At 67.7% G+C, this 15,573-nt stretch carries 7 protein-coding genes and 1 pseudogene; 6 read left to right on the plus strand and 2 right to left on the minus strand.

The window, feature by feature from the left end; translation table 11 throughout:
* The first annotated feature begins 4 nt into the window (after positions 1 to 4).
* The 6 genes and pseudogenes from PHLH3_RS02105 to PHLH3_RS02130 all read left to right on the plus strand — a co-directional run bounded on the left by PHLH3_RS02105 (position 5) and on the right by PHLH3_RS02130 (position 13,147).
* A complete protein-coding gene (locus PHLH3_RS02105; RefSeq protein WP_173175050.1) occupies positions 5 to 541 on the plus strand; it encodes a chemotaxis protein CheW in 537 nt (178 codons plus the stop codon).
* Positions 542 to 732: 191 nt separating this feature from the next.
* Positions 733 to 2,781 (plus strand): methyl-accepting chemotaxis protein, encoded by a 2,049-nt coding sequence (locus PHLH3_RS02110; RefSeq protein WP_111262586.1) that lies wholly within the window; start codon positions 733 to 735, stop codon positions 2,779 to 2,781.
* 62 nt (positions 2,782 to 2,843) lie between these two features.
* Positions 2,844 to 3,703 (plus strand): annotated as a pseudogene (locus PHLH3_RS02115) (CheR family methyltransferase).
* A 9-nt stretch (positions 3,704 to 3,712) separates the two neighbouring features.
* Positions 3,713 to 11,608, plus strand: a complete 7,896-nt coding sequence (locus PHLH3_RS02120; protein ID WP_213627952.1) for an Hpt domain-containing protein — start codon at positions 3,713 to 3,715, stop codon at positions 11,606 to 11,608.
* The gene (locus PHLH3_RS02125; protein ID WP_213627954.1) at positions 11,601 to 12,620 is read left to right on the plus strand and encodes a chemotaxis protein CheB; all 1,020 of its coding nucleotides are present in this window, start codon (positions 11,601 to 11,603) and stop codon (positions 12,618 to 12,620) included. Before PHLH3_RS02120 ends, PHLH3_RS02125 begins: the two co-directional genes overlap by 8 nt.
* A gap of 56 nt (positions 12,621 to 12,676) precedes the next feature.
* Positions 12,677 to 13,147, plus strand: a complete 471-nt coding sequence (locus PHLH3_RS02130) for a chemotaxis protein CheW (protein WP_213627956.1) — start codon at positions 12,677 to 12,679, stop codon at positions 13,145 to 13,147.
* 87 nt (positions 13,148 to 13,234) lie between these two features.
* Here the strand turns inward: PHLH3_RS02130 and PHLH3_RS02135 are convergent, their stop codons facing one another.
* The gene (locus PHLH3_RS02135; protein ID WP_213627958.1) at positions 13,235 to 13,954 is read right to left on the minus strand and encodes a 16S rRNA (uracil(1498)-N(3))-methyltransferase; all 720 of its coding nucleotides are present in this window, start codon (positions 13,952 to 13,954) and stop codon (positions 13,235 to 13,237) included.
* A gap of 83 nt (positions 13,955 to 14,037) precedes the next feature.
* Positions 14,038 to 15,444 (minus strand): adenosylmethionine--8-amino-7-oxononanoate transaminase, encoded by a 1,407-nt coding sequence (locus tag PHLH3_RS02140; RefSeq protein ID WP_213627960.1) that lies wholly within the window; start codon positions 15,442 to 15,444, stop codon positions 14,038 to 14,040.
* Positions 15,445 to 15,573: the final 129 nt, after the last annotated feature.

Below are 15,573 nucleotides of genomic sequence, written 5' to 3' on the forward strand. Positions count from 1 at the left end.
CGGCATGTCGGACGCGCAGACCCCTTTCCAGCTTCTCCTCGAGATCGACCAGCGTTGCCGTGCGCTGGCGGCGGGCCTTCCTGCGCAGCAGGAAACCGTGCAGACCTGGAGTGGCATCGGCTTCCGCATGGGCGAGCGCCTGTTCGTGGCGCCCATGGGTGAAGTCGGCGAAGTGCTTCACGAGCCGCGGCACACGCTGTTGCCGGGTGTGAAGACCTGGGTCAAGGGCGTGGCCAACGTGCGGGGCCGACTGCTGCCGATCATGGACCTGTGCGGCTTCTTCGGCGGCGAGCTGTCGCCCCTGCGCAAGCAGCGCCGGGTGCTGGTGGTGGATCACCAGGAGATATTCGCCGGCCTGATCGTCGACGAAGTCTTCGGCATGCAGCATTTCCCGGTGGATGCCTTCTCCGAGGAGCTGCCTCCGCTGGAAGCGTCCATCCAGCCGTTCATCCATGGCGTGTTCCAGCGTGAACAACCCTGGCTGGTGTTCAGCCCACACGTGCTGGCGCAGCACCAGGTGTTCCTCGACGTGGCGGTATAGCTTCATCCGCGCCAGGCTCAACGGCCTGGCGCGGCGGATCGTTACCGGGAGGGGCGATCCAGCGTGGCGGGGCGACTCCCCGTTGCGTGCGGCACCGATGGTGCCGCTGATTCAAGGTTGGGCCGGTTCATGCCGGCCCTTTGGCGTTACATGGAAATCGTTGTGTTGTTGGTCCAGGCGGGGGCCCGATAATGAAAAAACTTAACGCAGGCAATCTACTTGCGGGAACGCGCAGTAGTACGTTGATCGCGGGGCTCTTCGTAGTCCTGATCGTGTCCATCGTGCTGCTGTTCGCCAACTTCGCATACCTGAACACCCAGGCGAACTACGACAAGGAATACCTCGGTCACTCCGGTGAACTGCGCGTACTGTCCCAGCGTATCGCCAAGAACGCCACCGAAGCGGCGGCGGGCAAGGCGGAAGCCTTCGCCCTGTTGAAGGACGCCCGGAACGACTTCGAGAAGCGCTGGAACATCCTCCTCAACGGCGACGAGAGCACGGGGCTGCCGCCCGCTCCCGAAGGCGTCAAGGCCGAGATGGATGCGGTGCAGGCCGACTGGAACAGCCTGCGCCAGAACTCCGACGCCATCCTCGCCAGCGAGCAGACCGTTCTGTCCCTGCACCAGGTAGCCGCCACCCTGGCGGAAACCATTCCGCAGCTGCAGGTCGAGTACGAGGAAGTGGTCGACATCCTGCTGGAAAGCGGCGCGCCCGCCGACCAGGTCTCGGTCGCCCAGCGCCAGTCGCTGCTGGCCGAACGTATCCTCGGCTCGGTGAACAAGGTGCTTGCCGGTGACGAAGACTCCGTCCAGGCCGCCGACATGTTCGGCCGCGACGCCAGCCTCTTCGGTCGCGTACTGAACGCGATGCTGGAAGGCAACGCGGCGATGGAAATCTCCAAGGTGACCGACAACGAGGCCCTGGAGCGTCTGCAGGAAATTTCCGAGCTGTTCGAGTTCGTCTCCGGCTCCGTGGACGAGATCCTCGAAACCTCGCCCGAACTGTTCCAGGTCCGTGAATCCGCCAACACCATCTTCACCGGCTCGCAGACCCTGCTGGACAAGGCTTCCACTCTGGCCGGCGGCTTCGAGAAGCAGGCCGAAGGCCGTAGCTTCAACACCCTCGCCGGTTACGTGCTGGGCGCCCTGGCCCTCGGCTCGATCATCCTGATCGGCCTGGTCATGGTTCAGACCACCCGCAGCCGACTGGCCGAGACCGCCGAGAAGAACGAACGCAACCAGGCGGCGATTCTGCGACTGCTCGACGAAATCGCCGACCTCGCGGACGGTGACCTGACGGTGGCCGCGACCGTGACCGAGGACTTCACCGGTGCGATCGCGGACTCGATCAACTACTCGATCGACCAGCTCCGCGACCTCGTGGAGACCATCAACCTGACCGCCGTGCAGGTAGCGGCGGCGGCCCAGGAAACCCAGGCCACCGCGATGCACCTCGCCGAAGCGTCCGAGCACCAGGCGCAGGAAATCGCCGGCGCCTCCGCGGCGATCAACGAGATGGCGGTGTCCATTGACCAGGTATCGGCGAACGCCTCGGAATCCTCCGCGGTAGCGGAACGTTCCGTAGCCATTGCCAACAAGGGCAACGAAGTGGTGCACAACACCATCACCGGCATGGATAACATCCGTGAGCAGATCCAGGACACCTCGAAGCGGATCAAGCGCCTCGGTGAATCGTCCCAGGAGATCGGTGACATCGTTAGCCTGATCAACGACATTGCCGACCAGACCAACATCCTCGCACTGAACGCCGCGATCCAGGCGTCCATGGCCGGTGATGCGGGCCGCGGCTTCGCAGTGGTAGCGGACGAGGTACAGCGACTCGCGGAACGTTCCTCCGCCGCGACCAAGCAGATCGAGGCCCTGGTAAAGACCATTCAGACCGACACCAACGAAGCGGTTATCTCCATGGAGCAGACCACTTCCGAAGTGGTCCGTGGTGCGCGCCTGGCGCAGGACGCCGGTGTGGCACTGGAAGAGATCGAGAAGGTATCCAAGACCCTCGCGGCCCTTATCCAGAACATCTCCAACGCCGCTCGTCAGCAAGCCTCCTCGGCGGGCCATATCTCCAACACCATGAACGTGATCCAGGAGATCACCTCGCAGACCTCCGCAGGTACCACTGCTACCGCCAAGAGCATTGGTAACCTGGCCAAGATGGCCAGCGAGATGCGCAAATCGGTATCCGGCTTCAACCTGCCGGACGCTCCGGAACAGGCCTGACCAAGGGAGGTGCCGCGGCTTGAAGCCGCGGCGCAGCGGCCATGAGCGAGAGGCACGACAGCATGCAGCCAAGCGGCGTGTGGGCCTTGAAACCCCTGGCCGACATGACGCCCGCGCAGTTCCACGACTGGCAATCGCTGCTCGAGGAACGCACGGGCGTGGTGATCAACGAACAGCGTCGCTCCTTCCTGCAGACCAATCTCACTGCACGGATGCGCGAGCTGGGCATGGATGACTACAGCAGCTACTACCGGCAGGTCACCGATGGCCCGCGTGGTGCTGTCGAGTGGTCGACCCTGCTGGATCGCCTCACCGTTCAGGAAACCCGGTTCTTTCGCCACCGCCCCTCCTTCGACCTGCTCGACGCCTACCTGCGTGAGCGGGTCGCTGCGGGCCTGGAAAACCCGCTGGCGCTCTGGAGCGTCGGCTGTTCCAGCGGCGAGGAACCCTATTCGCTGGCGATTGCCGCCGCCGAAGCGCTGCAGGGCAGCGACCGGCCGGAATTCTTCGGTGTGACCGGTACCGACATCAGCCTCAGCGCCCTCAACAAGGCGCGGCAGGGTGTCTTCGCCGCACGCCGCCTGGAACAGCTGGACGCTGACCAGGCCGAACGTTATTTCCAGGTCATGGACGATGGCCGCTTGAAAGTTGTTGAGAGCCTGGCCGCGCGCGTTTGCTGCGCCCGGCTCAATGTGCTGGAACTGGCGAAGGCGCCAATGTCCGGCATGGACGTAATCTTCTGTCAGAACCTGTTGATCTATTTTCGCCGCTGGCGTCGCCGTGAAATCCTCAATCGCCTGGCCGAGCGCCTGGCGCCGGGGGCCTGATGGTGGTGGGCGTGGGCGAAGTAGTGGGTTGGCATCACCCGGACCTGGTTCCGGTCGCCGACGATCAGGTTCTGGCATTCACCCGGAAGGGATAGCAGACGGCTATGAGTGATCGGCACGATTATGTCGCCCTTGAGTGGGTCAAGGGCGAGATCGCGGAAACCCTGAAGCAGGCGCGACAGGCCCTGGAGGCGTTCGTCGAGAACACCCAGGACCCGACGCGCATGCGTTTCTGCCTGACCTACGTGCACCAGGTCCACGGCACCCTGCAGATGGTCGAGTTCTACGGCGCGGCCCTGCTCGCCGAGGAAATGGAGCAGCTCGCCCAGGCGCTGATGGAAGGCCGCGTGACCAACCAGGGCGAAGCCCTGGAAGTGCTGATGCAGGCCATCCTGCAACTGCCGGTCTACCTCGACCGCATCCAGAGCGCGCGCCGCGACTTGCCCATGGTGGTGCTGCCGCTGCTCAACGACCTGCGCGCCGCGCGCGGCGAGAAGCTGCTGTCGGAAACCAGCCTGTTCTCCCCGGACCTCTCCGGTCGCCTGCCCGCGCTGTCCATGGACGCCCTGGCGCAGATGCGCACCGCCGAGCTGCCGGTGCTGCTGCGCAAGCTGCGGCAGATGCTGCAGCTGGCCCTGGTCGGGATCATCCGCAACCAGGACCTGGCCACCAACCTCGGCTACATGGCGCGCGTCTTCGCCCGCCTCGAGTCCCTGTGCAAGGAGGCGCCGCTCGGCCCGCTCTGGCCCATCGCCTCCGGCATGGTCGAAGGCCTGGCCAACGGCAGCGTGGTGAACGGCACCTCCGTGCGCACCCTGCTGCGGCAGATCGACAAGGAACTCAAGCGCCTGCTCGACCAGGGCGCCGACGGCATCAACCAGCCGGCTCCCGAGGAGCTGGTGAAGAACCTGCTGTTCTACATCGCCAAGGCTCCCGCGCAGTCGCCGCGCATCCGCGCGCTGAAGGAGCAGTACCGCCTCGACGAAGCGCTGCCCGACACCGACGTGGTGGACGAGGAGCGTGCACGGCTCGCCGGCCCCGACCGCGATGCCATGCGCTCCGTCGTCGCCGCCCTGTGCGAGGAACTGGTGCGGGTCAAGGACAGCCTGGACATCTTCGTGCGCAGCGACCGTCGCGGCGTCACCGAGTTGGACGGCCTGCTGGCCCCGCTCAAGCAGATCGCCGACACCCTCGCCGTGCTCGGCTTCGGCCAGCCGCGCCGGGTGATCCTCGACCAGATCGACGTGGTCCACAGCCTCTCCCTCGGCCAGCGCGAGCCCAATGACGCCGTCCTCATGGACGTCGCCGGCGCGCTGCTGTACGTCGAAGCCACGCTCAACGGCATGGTCGGCCCGGCCGATGATGGCCGCGCCGAAGAAAGCCACCTGCCCACCACCGACGTGGCGCAGATCCACCAGCTGGTGATCAAGGAAGCGCGCAATGGCCTGGAGCAGGCCAAGGACGCGATCATCGAGTTCATCGCCTCGCAGTGGAACCACGAGCACCTGGCTCGCGTCCCCGAGCTGCTGACCCAGGTCCGTGGTGGCCTGGCGATGATCCCGCTGAGCCGCGCGGCGACCCTGCTGGAAGCCTGCAACCGCTACATCCAGGAACAGCTCCTGGCGCGCAAGGCCGTGCCCAACTGGCAGAGCCTGGACACCCTCGCCGACGCCATCACCAGCGTCGAGTACTACCTCGAACGCCTCTCCGAGGACCATGCGACCCAGGGCGACCTGATTCTCGACGTGGCCGAGGAAAGCCTGGAGGCCCTGGGCTACCCGCTCAAGGAAAAGCCCTCGATCCTCGATCGCATCGAGCCGGAAGAAGAGCCGCTGCCCCTGGCCGACCCGCTGCAGGAAATCGAGGTGCTGGCCGCCGAGGAATCGGAGCTGGCGGAGCCGCTGGACCTGGAGCCCCTGGAACCGCACGAAGACGTGACGGTCGCTGCCGAGTTCGCCGAGCCGGTGGTCGCCGAAGAGGCGCCCCTGGCCAGCCTCGATGCGCTGCCGGAACTCGACCACCTCCCCGAGCTGGAGCCGGTCGCTGCCTTCGAGTCCCAGCCCGTTGCCGCTTCGATCCCGGCCGCCGACGAGCTGCCGGACCTCGAACCCTTGCCCGAGCTGGATGCCCTGGATGAGCCCGCTGCACTGGGCGATCTGGAATCCCTGCCGGCCCTCGACGAGCTCACCCTCGAAGAGACGGCTGCCGATGCCGGCGAGCTGCTGGTCTCGGACGACAACTGGAACCTCGGCGAGCTGCCGGCCGAGGCGCCCGAGGTCATCGACTTCAGTCTCGACGTGCCGCTGGAACTGCATGCTGCCCAGGAGCCCCAGGACAGCCTGGAGCCCCTGCAGAGCTTCGACCTCGACGACCTGGAGCCGCTGCCGGACGCCACGCCGCTGGAAAGCCTCGAACCTCTCGAAGGTGAAGTCCTCAGCCTGGAGCCGCTGCCCGAGTCCTCCCTGAGCTGGGACGACGTGGAGCTCGCCGGGCTCGACCTGCCGGAAGTCGAGCTGCCCGTCGCCCCCGTCGAGCAGCCGGCGCCCGCGGTCGAGGAAGACAAGCCGCTGTCCATGGCCGATGTCATGGCGGCGCCGACCCAGGCCATCAACCCGCCCGCCCGCGACGTGCCGCCCAGCCTGCTGCCGCCGCCCGCCGACGAAGAGCCGGTCGACGACGAACTGCTGGAAGTCTTCATCGAAGAGGCCGGCGAAGTCCTGGAGACCATCGGCGACTTCCTGCCCCAGTGGCTGGCCGACACCGAGAACAAGGACGCCCTGACCGAGATCCGCCGCGCCTTCCACACCCTCAAGGGCAGTGGTCGCATGGTGCGCGCGCTGGTCATCGGCGAACTGTCCTGGGCCATCGAGAACCTGCTCAACCGCGTGCTGGATCGCAGCATCCAGCCCGATGACGATGTCCGTGGCGTGATCCAGGACGTGGTCGCCCTGCTGCCGCAACTGGTGGACGAATTCGCCGCCAAGGCCCAGCGCCAACGCGACGATGTCGACCACCTCGCCGCCGAGGCCCATGCCCTGGCGAAGGGGCAGCGACTCCCAAAATCTGACGCCCCGGACTCAGCACAGCCAGTCGAGCCCGAGGGCGAGCCGGAAGCGCCGGTCGTCGAAGAGCCCGCCGTCGTCGCGCAAGCCCCCGTTGCCGTCGAAAGCGACGAGGAGCCGCTCGACCCGCAGTTGCTGGAGATCTTCCGCAACGAAGCCGAGACGCACCTCGACAGCCTGGTGGGCTTCCTCGCCGATTGCGCCCAGTCCCTGCCGCAGCCGGTGACCGACAGCCTCCAGCGCGCCCTGCACACCCTCAAGGGCAGTGCGCACATGGCGGGCATCCTGCCGATCGCCGAGATCGCCACGCCCCTGGAGAAGCTGGCCAAGGAATACAAGACCAACCTGGTGCAGATGGACCTGGCCGAGGCCGAGCTGCTGCGTGACGCCGAGCACCTGTTCCGTGCCGGCCTCGAACAGCTCGAGACCACGCCCCTGGTACGCATCCCCGGCACCGCCGAATTCCTCGAGCGCGTGCAGCAGCTGCACCTGGATCGCCTCGGCGCCGCCGAAGCGGCGCGCCTGGGCGAGCAGGGCGAGACGGTGCGCGACCCGCAGCTGATCTCCATCTTCCTCGCCGAGGGCATGGACATCCTGCTGGACGCCGAGGACCTGCTGCGCCGCTGGCGCGAGCACCCGTCCGAGCGCCAGGAGCTGGGCGCCCTGCTGGAAGAACTGAACACCCTCGGCCGTGGCGCCGAGATGGCCGAGCTGCCGCAGATCGAAGAGCTCTGCGAAGCCCTGCTGGACACCTATGGTGCGGTGGAAGAAGGCAGCCTCGCCGTCAGCGAGCGCTTCTTCGCCGAAGCCGAGCGTGCCCACGAGGCGCTGATCGGCATGATGGACCAGGTGGCCGCCGCCCTTCAGGTCACCCCCCAGCCCGAGCGCGTGCAGGCCCTGCGCGAGCTGCTGCAGGAGGTGGTCGACCCCGCCGCCCTGGCGCTGCTCGACCCCAAGCTGACCAGCGGCCTGACCGTTGAAGAGCTGGACGACGCCCCGCTGGCGGACCTGATCGACTGGAACGCCACCGACACCGAGCTGCCACCCCTGGCCGAGCTGGTGGAAGAGCCGCCGGTGTTCGACGAGGTCTCCCTGCCCGAGCTGACCGGTGCCGGCCTGGAGGACGACCTGTCCGCCCCGCCTGCCGAGCCGGCTCCCGTGGTGGTGGCGGACGCCCTCGCCGCGCCCAGCGTGTACGAATCCCTCGACGAGGAGATGGTCGCCATCTTCCTCGAGGAGGCCGTGGACATCCTGGAAAGCGCCGGCCAGTCCCTCGACCGCTGGCTGGGCGAGCCCGACAACCACACCTCGCTGCTCTCGCTGCAGCGTGACCTGCACACCCTCAAGGGTGGTGCGCGCATGGCCGAGATCGCCCCGATCGGTGATCTCGCCCATGAGCTCGAATCCCTCTACGAAGGCCTGGTGGATCGCCGCTTCAGCTATTCGCCGGCGCTCGGCGGCCTGCTGCAGCAGAGCCACGACAGCCTCGCGGTACTGCTCGACCAGTTGCAGGCGCGCCTGCCCCTGGACGATCCCCAGCAACTGATCCAGGCCATCCGCACCTTTCGCCAGAACGGTGGGCTGAGCCTGCCCGCCGCAGCGGCCGCGCTGCCGCCCGGGGACATCGAAGAGGTCGCCGAGGCCGAGGAGATCGATCTGGCCGGAGACGACGCCCCCGGTGCCGAGCTCGGCGAGAGCATCGTCATCGACGAAGAACAGCCGCCCCTGGCGCTGCTCGACGAAACCGACCCGCTGGACACCGTCGAGGCCCTGGAGGCCATCGAAACGGTGGTGGAGGATCTGCCGGCGCAAGCCGTGGCCGAACCGCTTGCCGAAGCGCCGCTGGATGTCGACCCCGAGCTGCACGTGTTGCATGCCGAACCGGTGCACGACGACGAGCCCGAACTCGACCAATGGCTGCTGGACGAGGCGCTGGAAAGCACGCCCGCTGCCCCTGAAGCCGAAGCCGAAGCCGAAGCCGAAGCCGAGCCGGAGGTGCTTGACCTGTCCGACATCGAAGCGCCCGCTGCCATCGAGCCCGAGCCCGAGCCCGAGCCCGAGCCCGAGCCGGTGGCCGCCTCGATGATCGAGCCGCCGCGTGCCGCCGAGCCCGCGACCAGTGCCTTCGACGATCGCGATCCGGAGCTGGTGGAGATCTTCCTCGAGGAAGGGTTCGACATCATCGACAGCGCCGGTGCGTCGCTGCAGCGCTGGATGGACGACGTCAACAACATCCTCGAAGTCGAAGCGCTGCAGCGCGACCTGCACACCCTCAAGGGTGGTGCGCGCATGGCCGAGATCCGCGAGATCGGCGACCTCGCCCATGAGCTGGAATTCCTCTACGAAGGCCTGTGCGGCGGGCGCCTGCGCGCCAGCCCCGGCCTGTTCACCCTGCTCCAGGCCTGCCATGACCGGCTCGCCGAAATGCTCGAGGCGGTGCGTGACAAGCGCGGCGTGCCCAGTGGCGACACGCTGATCGAGGCGATCAAGCGTTTCCGCGCCAACCCGGACGAGCAGCTGAGCATGCCCTCCAGCGTGCACCTGCAGCCGGCCGCCCAGGTCGTCGAGGATGACGCGGGCGAGAGCGACGACATCCTCGACATCTTCCTCGAGGAGGCCGACGACCTGCTCGAAGCCATGGAACGCACCATCGGCCGTTGGGAAGAGCGTCGCGAAGACGCTGCCCAGATCGACGAACTGCTGCGCCTGCTGCACACCCTCAAGGGCGGCGCGCGCCTGGCCGGGCAGAAGCGCCTGGGTGACCTCAGCCATGACCTGGAACAACACCTGACCGAGGCGCAGCAGCAAGGTTCGCCCTGGCCGGACAGCCTGTTCCTCGACGTGCAATCGGGCTTCGAAGGCCTGCAGGCCGAACTCGACCAGCTGCGCGAGCGTCTCGACGCCGTGCTCGCCGAAGAGACCCGGGAGCCCGAGGCCACCGAGCCGGCACCGGCCGCCCAGACGCCGGCGCCGAGCCTGGCCGCGCCCATAGTCGCCGCCAGCGCATTACCGCAGGCGGTCGCCGAGTACAAGGTCCTGCCCTTCGTCCGCAAGGCCCAGGAAGCCGCCCAGGACGCCGCGTCCCGTCGCGCGCCCCAGGAGCTGGTCAAGGTCCCGGCGGACCTGCTGGAAGGCCTGGTCAACCTGGCCGGTGAGACCTCGATCTTCCGTGGTCGGGTCGAACAGCAGGTGAGCGACTTCAGCTTCACCCTGAGCGAGATGGAAGCCACCATCGAGCGGGTCCGCGACCAGCTGCGCCGCCTCGACACCGAGACCCAGGCGCAGATCCTCAGCCGCTACCAGGCCGAGGCCGAGCGTGCCGGCTACGAGGACTTCGACCCGCTGGAGATGGACCGTCACTCGCAACTGCAGCAGCTTTCCCGTGCGCTGTTCGAGTCCGCGTCCGACTTGCTGGACCTCAAGGAAACCCTGGCGGCGCGTAACCGCGACGCCGAAACCCTGCTGCTGCAACAGGCACGGGTGAACACCGAGCTGCAGGAAGGCCTGATGCGCACGCGCATGGTGCCCTTCGACCGCCTGGTGCCGCGCCTGCGCCGGATCGTCCGCCAGGTGGCGAGCGAGCTGGGCAAACAGGTCGAATTCGTTGTCGGCAACGCCGAGGGCGAGATGGACCGTACCGTGCTCGAACGCATCGTCGCGCCGCTGGAGCACATGCTGCGCAACGCCGTCGACCATGGCATCGAGCCGGCCGAGGTGCGCCGCGCCGCCGGCAAGCCCGAGGCTGGCACCATCCGCCTGACCCTCGGCCGCGAGGGCGGCGACATCGTCCTCGCCCTGGCCGATGACGGCGGTGGCATCCGCCTCGACGCCGTGCGCCGCAAGGCCATCGAGCGCGGGATGATGGACGCCGATTCCGACCTCTCCGACTACGACGTGCTGCAGTTCATCCTCGAGGCCGGTTTCTCCACCGCCGAGAAGGTCACGCAGATCTCCGGTCGTGGCGTGGGCATGGACGTGGTGCACTCCGAGGTGAAACAGCTCGGCGGCTCCATGAGCATCGACTCGACGCCGGGCGAGGGCACCCGCTTCCTCATCCGCCTGCCGTTCACCGTGTCGGTGAACCGTGCGCTGATGGTGCTTTCCGGCGAGGACCTCTACGCCATCCCGCTGAACACCATCGAAGGTATCGTGCGGGTCTCCCCGTACGAGCTGGAGGCCTACTACCAGCCGGACGCACCGCGCTTCGAGTACGCCGGCCAGGCCTATGAACTGAAGTACCTGGGCGACCTGCTGAACAACGGCCAGCAACCCAAGCTGGTGGGCCAGAGCCTGCCGCTGCCGGTGATCCTGGTGCGCTCCACCGATCACGCCGTGGCGGTCCAGGTGGACTCTTTGGCGGGCTCCCGCGAGATCGTGGTGAAGAGCCTCGGCCCGCAGTTCGCCGGGGTGCATGGCATCTCCGGCGCGACCATCCTCGGCGACGGCCGCGTGGTGGTGATCCTCGACCTGCTGGCGACCATCCGCGCCATGCACGCGCACCTGGTGCAGATGCTCCCGCGTTCCGCGACCCAGGCCGCGCTGCCGGCGGAGCTCGACCACGACCGTCCGCCGCTGGTGATGGTGGTGGACGACTCGGTCACCGTGCGCAAGGTCACCAGCCGCCTGCTGGAACGCAACGGCATGAACGTGCTGACCGCCAAGGATGGGGTGGACGCGATCTCGCAACTGCAGGAGCACCGTCCGGACATCATGCTGCTGGACATCGAGATGCCGCGCATGGACGGTTTCGAGGTGGCCACCCTGGTGCGCCACGACGAGCGACTGAAGGACCTGCCGATCATCATGATCACCTCGCGTACCGGTGAGAAACACCGCGAGCGGGCCATGACCATCGGCGTCAACGACTACCTGGGCAAGCCGTACCAGGAGTCCCTGCTGCTTGAAACCATCCAGCGACTGGTCAAGGGAAATGACTGAGAAAACCTCTGCGCGTATCGCCGTCATCGCCGACACCTCGCTGCAGCGCCATGTGCTGCAGCAGGCGCTGGCGGGCAACGGCTACCAGGTGGTGCTCAACAGCGATCCGGCCCGGCTGGACGAGGAAACCCTGAGCGCCTGTGAAGTGGACCTCTGGCTGGTGGACCTGGCGCAGTCGGATGACTCGCCCCTGGTCGACAACCTGATGGAGCGCGCCAGCGCACCGGTGCTGTTCGGCGAGGGGCACGCCCCCGAGCGGCATTCGGAGAACTACCCGCGCTGGGAGCGCCGCCTGTTCGGCAAGCTCAAGCGCCTGGTCGGCGACCCGGCGGTGGCCGTCGGCCCCAGCCTCGAGGCGCTGCTCGCCGAGGCCCAGCGCCCGGCGCGCCTGGACCTGCCCCGGGCCCTGGCCGACACGCCCCTGGTGGCGGGCGAGCCGGCGCGCCAGGTGTGGCTGCTGGCCGCCTCCCTCGGTGGCCCGGCGGCGGTGAAGGCATTCCTCGATGCCCTGCCCGGTGGCCTGCCCATCGGCTTCATCTACGCCCAGCACATCGACCCGGCCTTCGAGACGGCGCTGCCCCAGGCCGTCGGCCGTCACAGCCAGTGGCCGGTCAACCTGGCCCGCCCCGGTGATGCGGTACGTGCTGGTGAAGTGGTGGTGGTGCCGATCAGCCACGAACTCAGCTTCGCCGAAGGCGGCGCCATGCAAGTCGGCGAGCGCCCCTGGCCGGAGCCCTACAGCCCGTCCATCGACCAGGTGATGCTCAACCTCGCCCAGCACTACGGTGCCCAGTGCGGCGTCATCGCCTTCAGCGGCATGGGCAGCGACGGCAGTGCCGCCGCCGCCTACGTGCGCCGCCAGGGCGCGCCGATCTGGACCCAGCGCGGCGACAGCTGCGCCTGCGCGAGCATGCCCGACAGCCTGCGCGAGGGCGGCTACAGCACGTTCAGCGCCGACCCCCGCGAACTGGCCCAGGCGCTGGTGAACCACCTGGCGGAGCAGTGCGCCTGAGCCCATGGGGCTCCGGGCGGTTGCGCCGGGAATGAAGAATCGTTGAAGGAAGAACCATGAGCCAAGCCGTCGCCAACCAGAACAGCGCCAACAGCCTCACCGGCCTGCTGGTGCCGCTGTCCGATCGCACCCTGCTGGTGCCCAACGTGGCGGTGGCCGAGCTGATCCCCTATCGCGCGCCGCAGGTGTCGGCGGGCATGCCGGCCTGGTTCCTCGGGCAGGTGGCCTGGCGCGACCTGCGCCTGCCGCTGCTGTCCTTCGAAGCCGCCTCCGACGGCCAGCCCCAGGTCGGCGCCGGCGCCCGCGTGGTGGTGCTCAACGCCCTCGGCGGGCGCGGCCACGTGAAATTCATCGCCCTGCTGGTGCAGGGCATCCCGCGCTCGCTGAAGGTCGACTCCGACCTGCCCCGCGCCGCCGTTCCCCTGGCTCCCCTGGAGCTGGACGCCGTGCAACTGGGCGAGGACGTCGCCCGCATCCCCGACCTGATTGCACTCGAGCAGATGCTCGAAGATGCTGGGATTATCTAGGGGCAGCTGCAAGCGGCAAGTCACAAGCTGCAAGATGGAGCACGTTCCACGGCTTGAGGCTTGCAGCTTGAAACTTGCCGCTGCTTCCTAGAAATCCCCCCACAACTGCTGCGCCACGCTCAGCGCCACCACCGGCGCTGTCTCCGTCCTCAACACCCTGGGTCCCAGGCGTGCCGAATGGAAGCCGGCGGCTTGCGCCTGGGCGACTTCGGCGTCGCTGAGGCCGCCTTCGGGGCCGATGAGGAAGGCCAGGGTCTGCGGCTTGGCGTGGCTGGCCAGGGGCTCGGCGACCGGGTGCAGCACCAGCTTGAGGTCGGCCTGGGCCTGGGCAAGCCAGTCGGCGAGGGTGATGGGCGCATGGATCACCGGCAGCACGGAGCGGCCGCACTGCTCGCAGGCGCTGATCGCCACCTGGCGCCAGTGGGCCAGGCGCTTGTCGGCGCGCTCGTCCTTCAGCCGTACTTCGCAGCGTTCGCTGACGATGGGGGTGATCTCGGCGGCGCCCAGCTCAGTGGCCTTCTGGATCGCCCAGTCCATGCGCTCGCCCCGCGACAGCCCCTGGCCCAGGTGCACCCGCAGCGGCGACTCGGCCTGGCCGGCGAAGGCCTCGCGCAACTCGACGCTCACGGTCTTCTTGCCCACTTCGACCAGCTCGCCCAGGTACTCCTGGCCGGAACCGTCGAACAGCTGAATGGCATCGCCCACGGCGAGGCGAAGCACGCGCCCGATGTAGTGGGCCTGGGCTTCGGGCAGCGCGTGCTGGCCGAGGGAAAGGGGAGCGTCGATGAAGAAGCGGGAGAGGCGCATAAGGGAGCTGGAAGCCTGAAGCTGAAAGCCGGAAGTTTAACTGTGCGGTGCTTCCAGCTTCCAGCTTCCAGCTTCCGGCTGCGTCAGCCTGGATCCCTGTGGTTCGGATGCAGGTCGTTGGCGACGCTGACGCTCACCGAGTCGCGGGTGGCGATGTCGATGCCTTCGCTGGCCACTTCGGCGAGGAAGTCGATCTGCTCCGGGGTGATCACGTAGGGCGGGAGGAAGTACACGACGTTGCCCAGCGGGCGCAGCAGGGCGCCGCGTTCCAGGGCGTGCTGGAAGACCTTGAGGCCGCGCCGCTCCTGCCAGGGGTAGGGCGCGCGGCTGGCCTTGTCCTGGACCATCTCGATGGCCAGCACCATGCCGGTCTGGCGCACTTCGGCGACGTGCGGGTGGTCGACGAGGTGGGCGGTGGATTGCGCCATGCGCACCGACAGCGCGCGGTTGGCCTCGATCACCCTGTCCTGCTCGAAGATGTCCAGGGTCGCCAGGGCGGCGGCGCAGGCCAGCGGGTTGCCGGTGTAGGTGTGCGAGTGGAGGAAGGCGCGCAGGGTCTGGTAGTCGTCGTAGAAGCCCTGGTAGATGGCCTCGCTGGTGAGCACCGCCGCCATCGGCAGGTAGCCGCCGGTGAGGGCCTTGGACAGGCAGAGGAAGTCCGGCGCGATACCGGCCTGCTCGCAGGCGAACATCGTGCCGGTGCGGCCGAAGCCGACGGCGATCTCGTCGTGGATCAGGTGCACGCCGTAGCGGTCGCAGGCCTCGCGCAGCAGCTTGAGGTAGACCGGGTGGTACATGCGCATGCCGCCGGCGCCCTGGATCAGCGGCTCGACGATCACCGCGGCCACCTCCGCGTGGTGTTCGGCGAGGGTGCGCTCCATGTGGGCGAACATGTTGCGCGAGTGCTCTTCCCAGCACATGCCTTCGGGGCGCAGGTAGCAATCGGGGCTGGGCACCTTGAGGGTGTCCATCAGCAGCGACTTGTAGGTCTCGGTGAACAGCGCCACGTCGCCCACGGACATCGCGGCGATGGTCTCGCCGTGGTAGCTGTTGGTCAGGGTGATGAAGCGCTTCTTGCCTTCGCGGCCCTGGTTGCGCCAGAAGTGGTAGCTCATCTTCAACGCCACCTCGATGCCCGAGGAGCCGTTGTCGGCGTAGAAGACGCGGTCCAGGCCCTGGGGCGTGATCTTCACCAGGCGCTCGGACAGTTCGATGACCGGCTGATGGCTGAAGCCCGCGAGGATCACGTGCTCGAGCTGGTCGACCTGGTCCTTGATGCGCTGGTTGATGCGCGGGTTGGCGTGGCCGAAGACGTTGACCCACCAGGAGCTGACCGCGTCGAGGTAGCGCTTGCCCTCGAAGTCTTCCAGCCAGACACCCTCGCCACGGCGGATCGGCACCACCGGCAGGCGTTCGTGGTCCTTCATCTGGGTGCAGGGATGCCAGAGCACGGCGAGGTCGCGCTGCATCCAGTCGGCGTTTTGGCCCATGGGGTGGTCTCCGGAAAGGGTCGGGGAAGACTATGCAATAGGGGTGAGATGGACAAGCGCGCCGCGCCGGCACAATGACGGGCGCCGACGGGCATCTCTGGTGGCTGCCGGGTGCCTGGCGTATCCTGC

It is taken from the genome of Pseudomonas sp. Pc102 (genome assembly GCF_018408275.1).
GTDB lineage: Bacteria > Pseudomonadota > Gammaproteobacteria > Pseudomonadales > Pseudomonadaceae > Metapseudomonas > Metapseudomonas tohonis.

What these genes read in the sequence shown, in the direction of transcription:
- PHLH3_RS02105 (WP_173175050.1), top strand. Translation starts at nt 5, where the DNA reads ATGTCGGACGCGCAGACCCCTTTCCAGCTTCTCCTCGAGATCGACCAG.
- PHLH3_RS02110 (WP_111262586.1), top strand. Translation starts at nt 733, where the DNA reads ATGAAAAAACTTAACGCAGGCAATCTACTTGCGGGAACGCGCAGTAGT.
- PHLH3_RS02120 (WP_213627952.1), top strand. Translation starts at nt 3,713, where the DNA reads ATGAGTGATCGGCACGATTATGTCGCCCTTGAGTGGGTCAAGGGCGAG.
- PHLH3_RS02125 (WP_213627954.1), top strand. Translation starts at nt 11,601, where the DNA reads ATGACTGAGAAAACCTCTGCGCGTATCGCCGTCATCGCCGACACCTCG.
- PHLH3_RS02130 (WP_213627956.1), top strand. Translation starts at nt 12,677, where the DNA reads ATGAGCCAAGCCGTCGCCAACCAGAACAGCGCCAACAGCCTCACCGGC.
- PHLH3_RS02135 (WP_213627958.1), bottom strand. Translation starts at nt 13,954, where the DNA reads ATGCGCCTCTCCCGCTTCTTCATCGACGCTCCCCTTTCCCTCGGCCAG.
- PHLH3_RS02140 (WP_213627960.1), bottom strand. Translation starts at nt 15,444, where the DNA reads ATGGGCCAAAACGCCGACTGGATGCAGCGCGACCTCGCCGTGCTCTGG.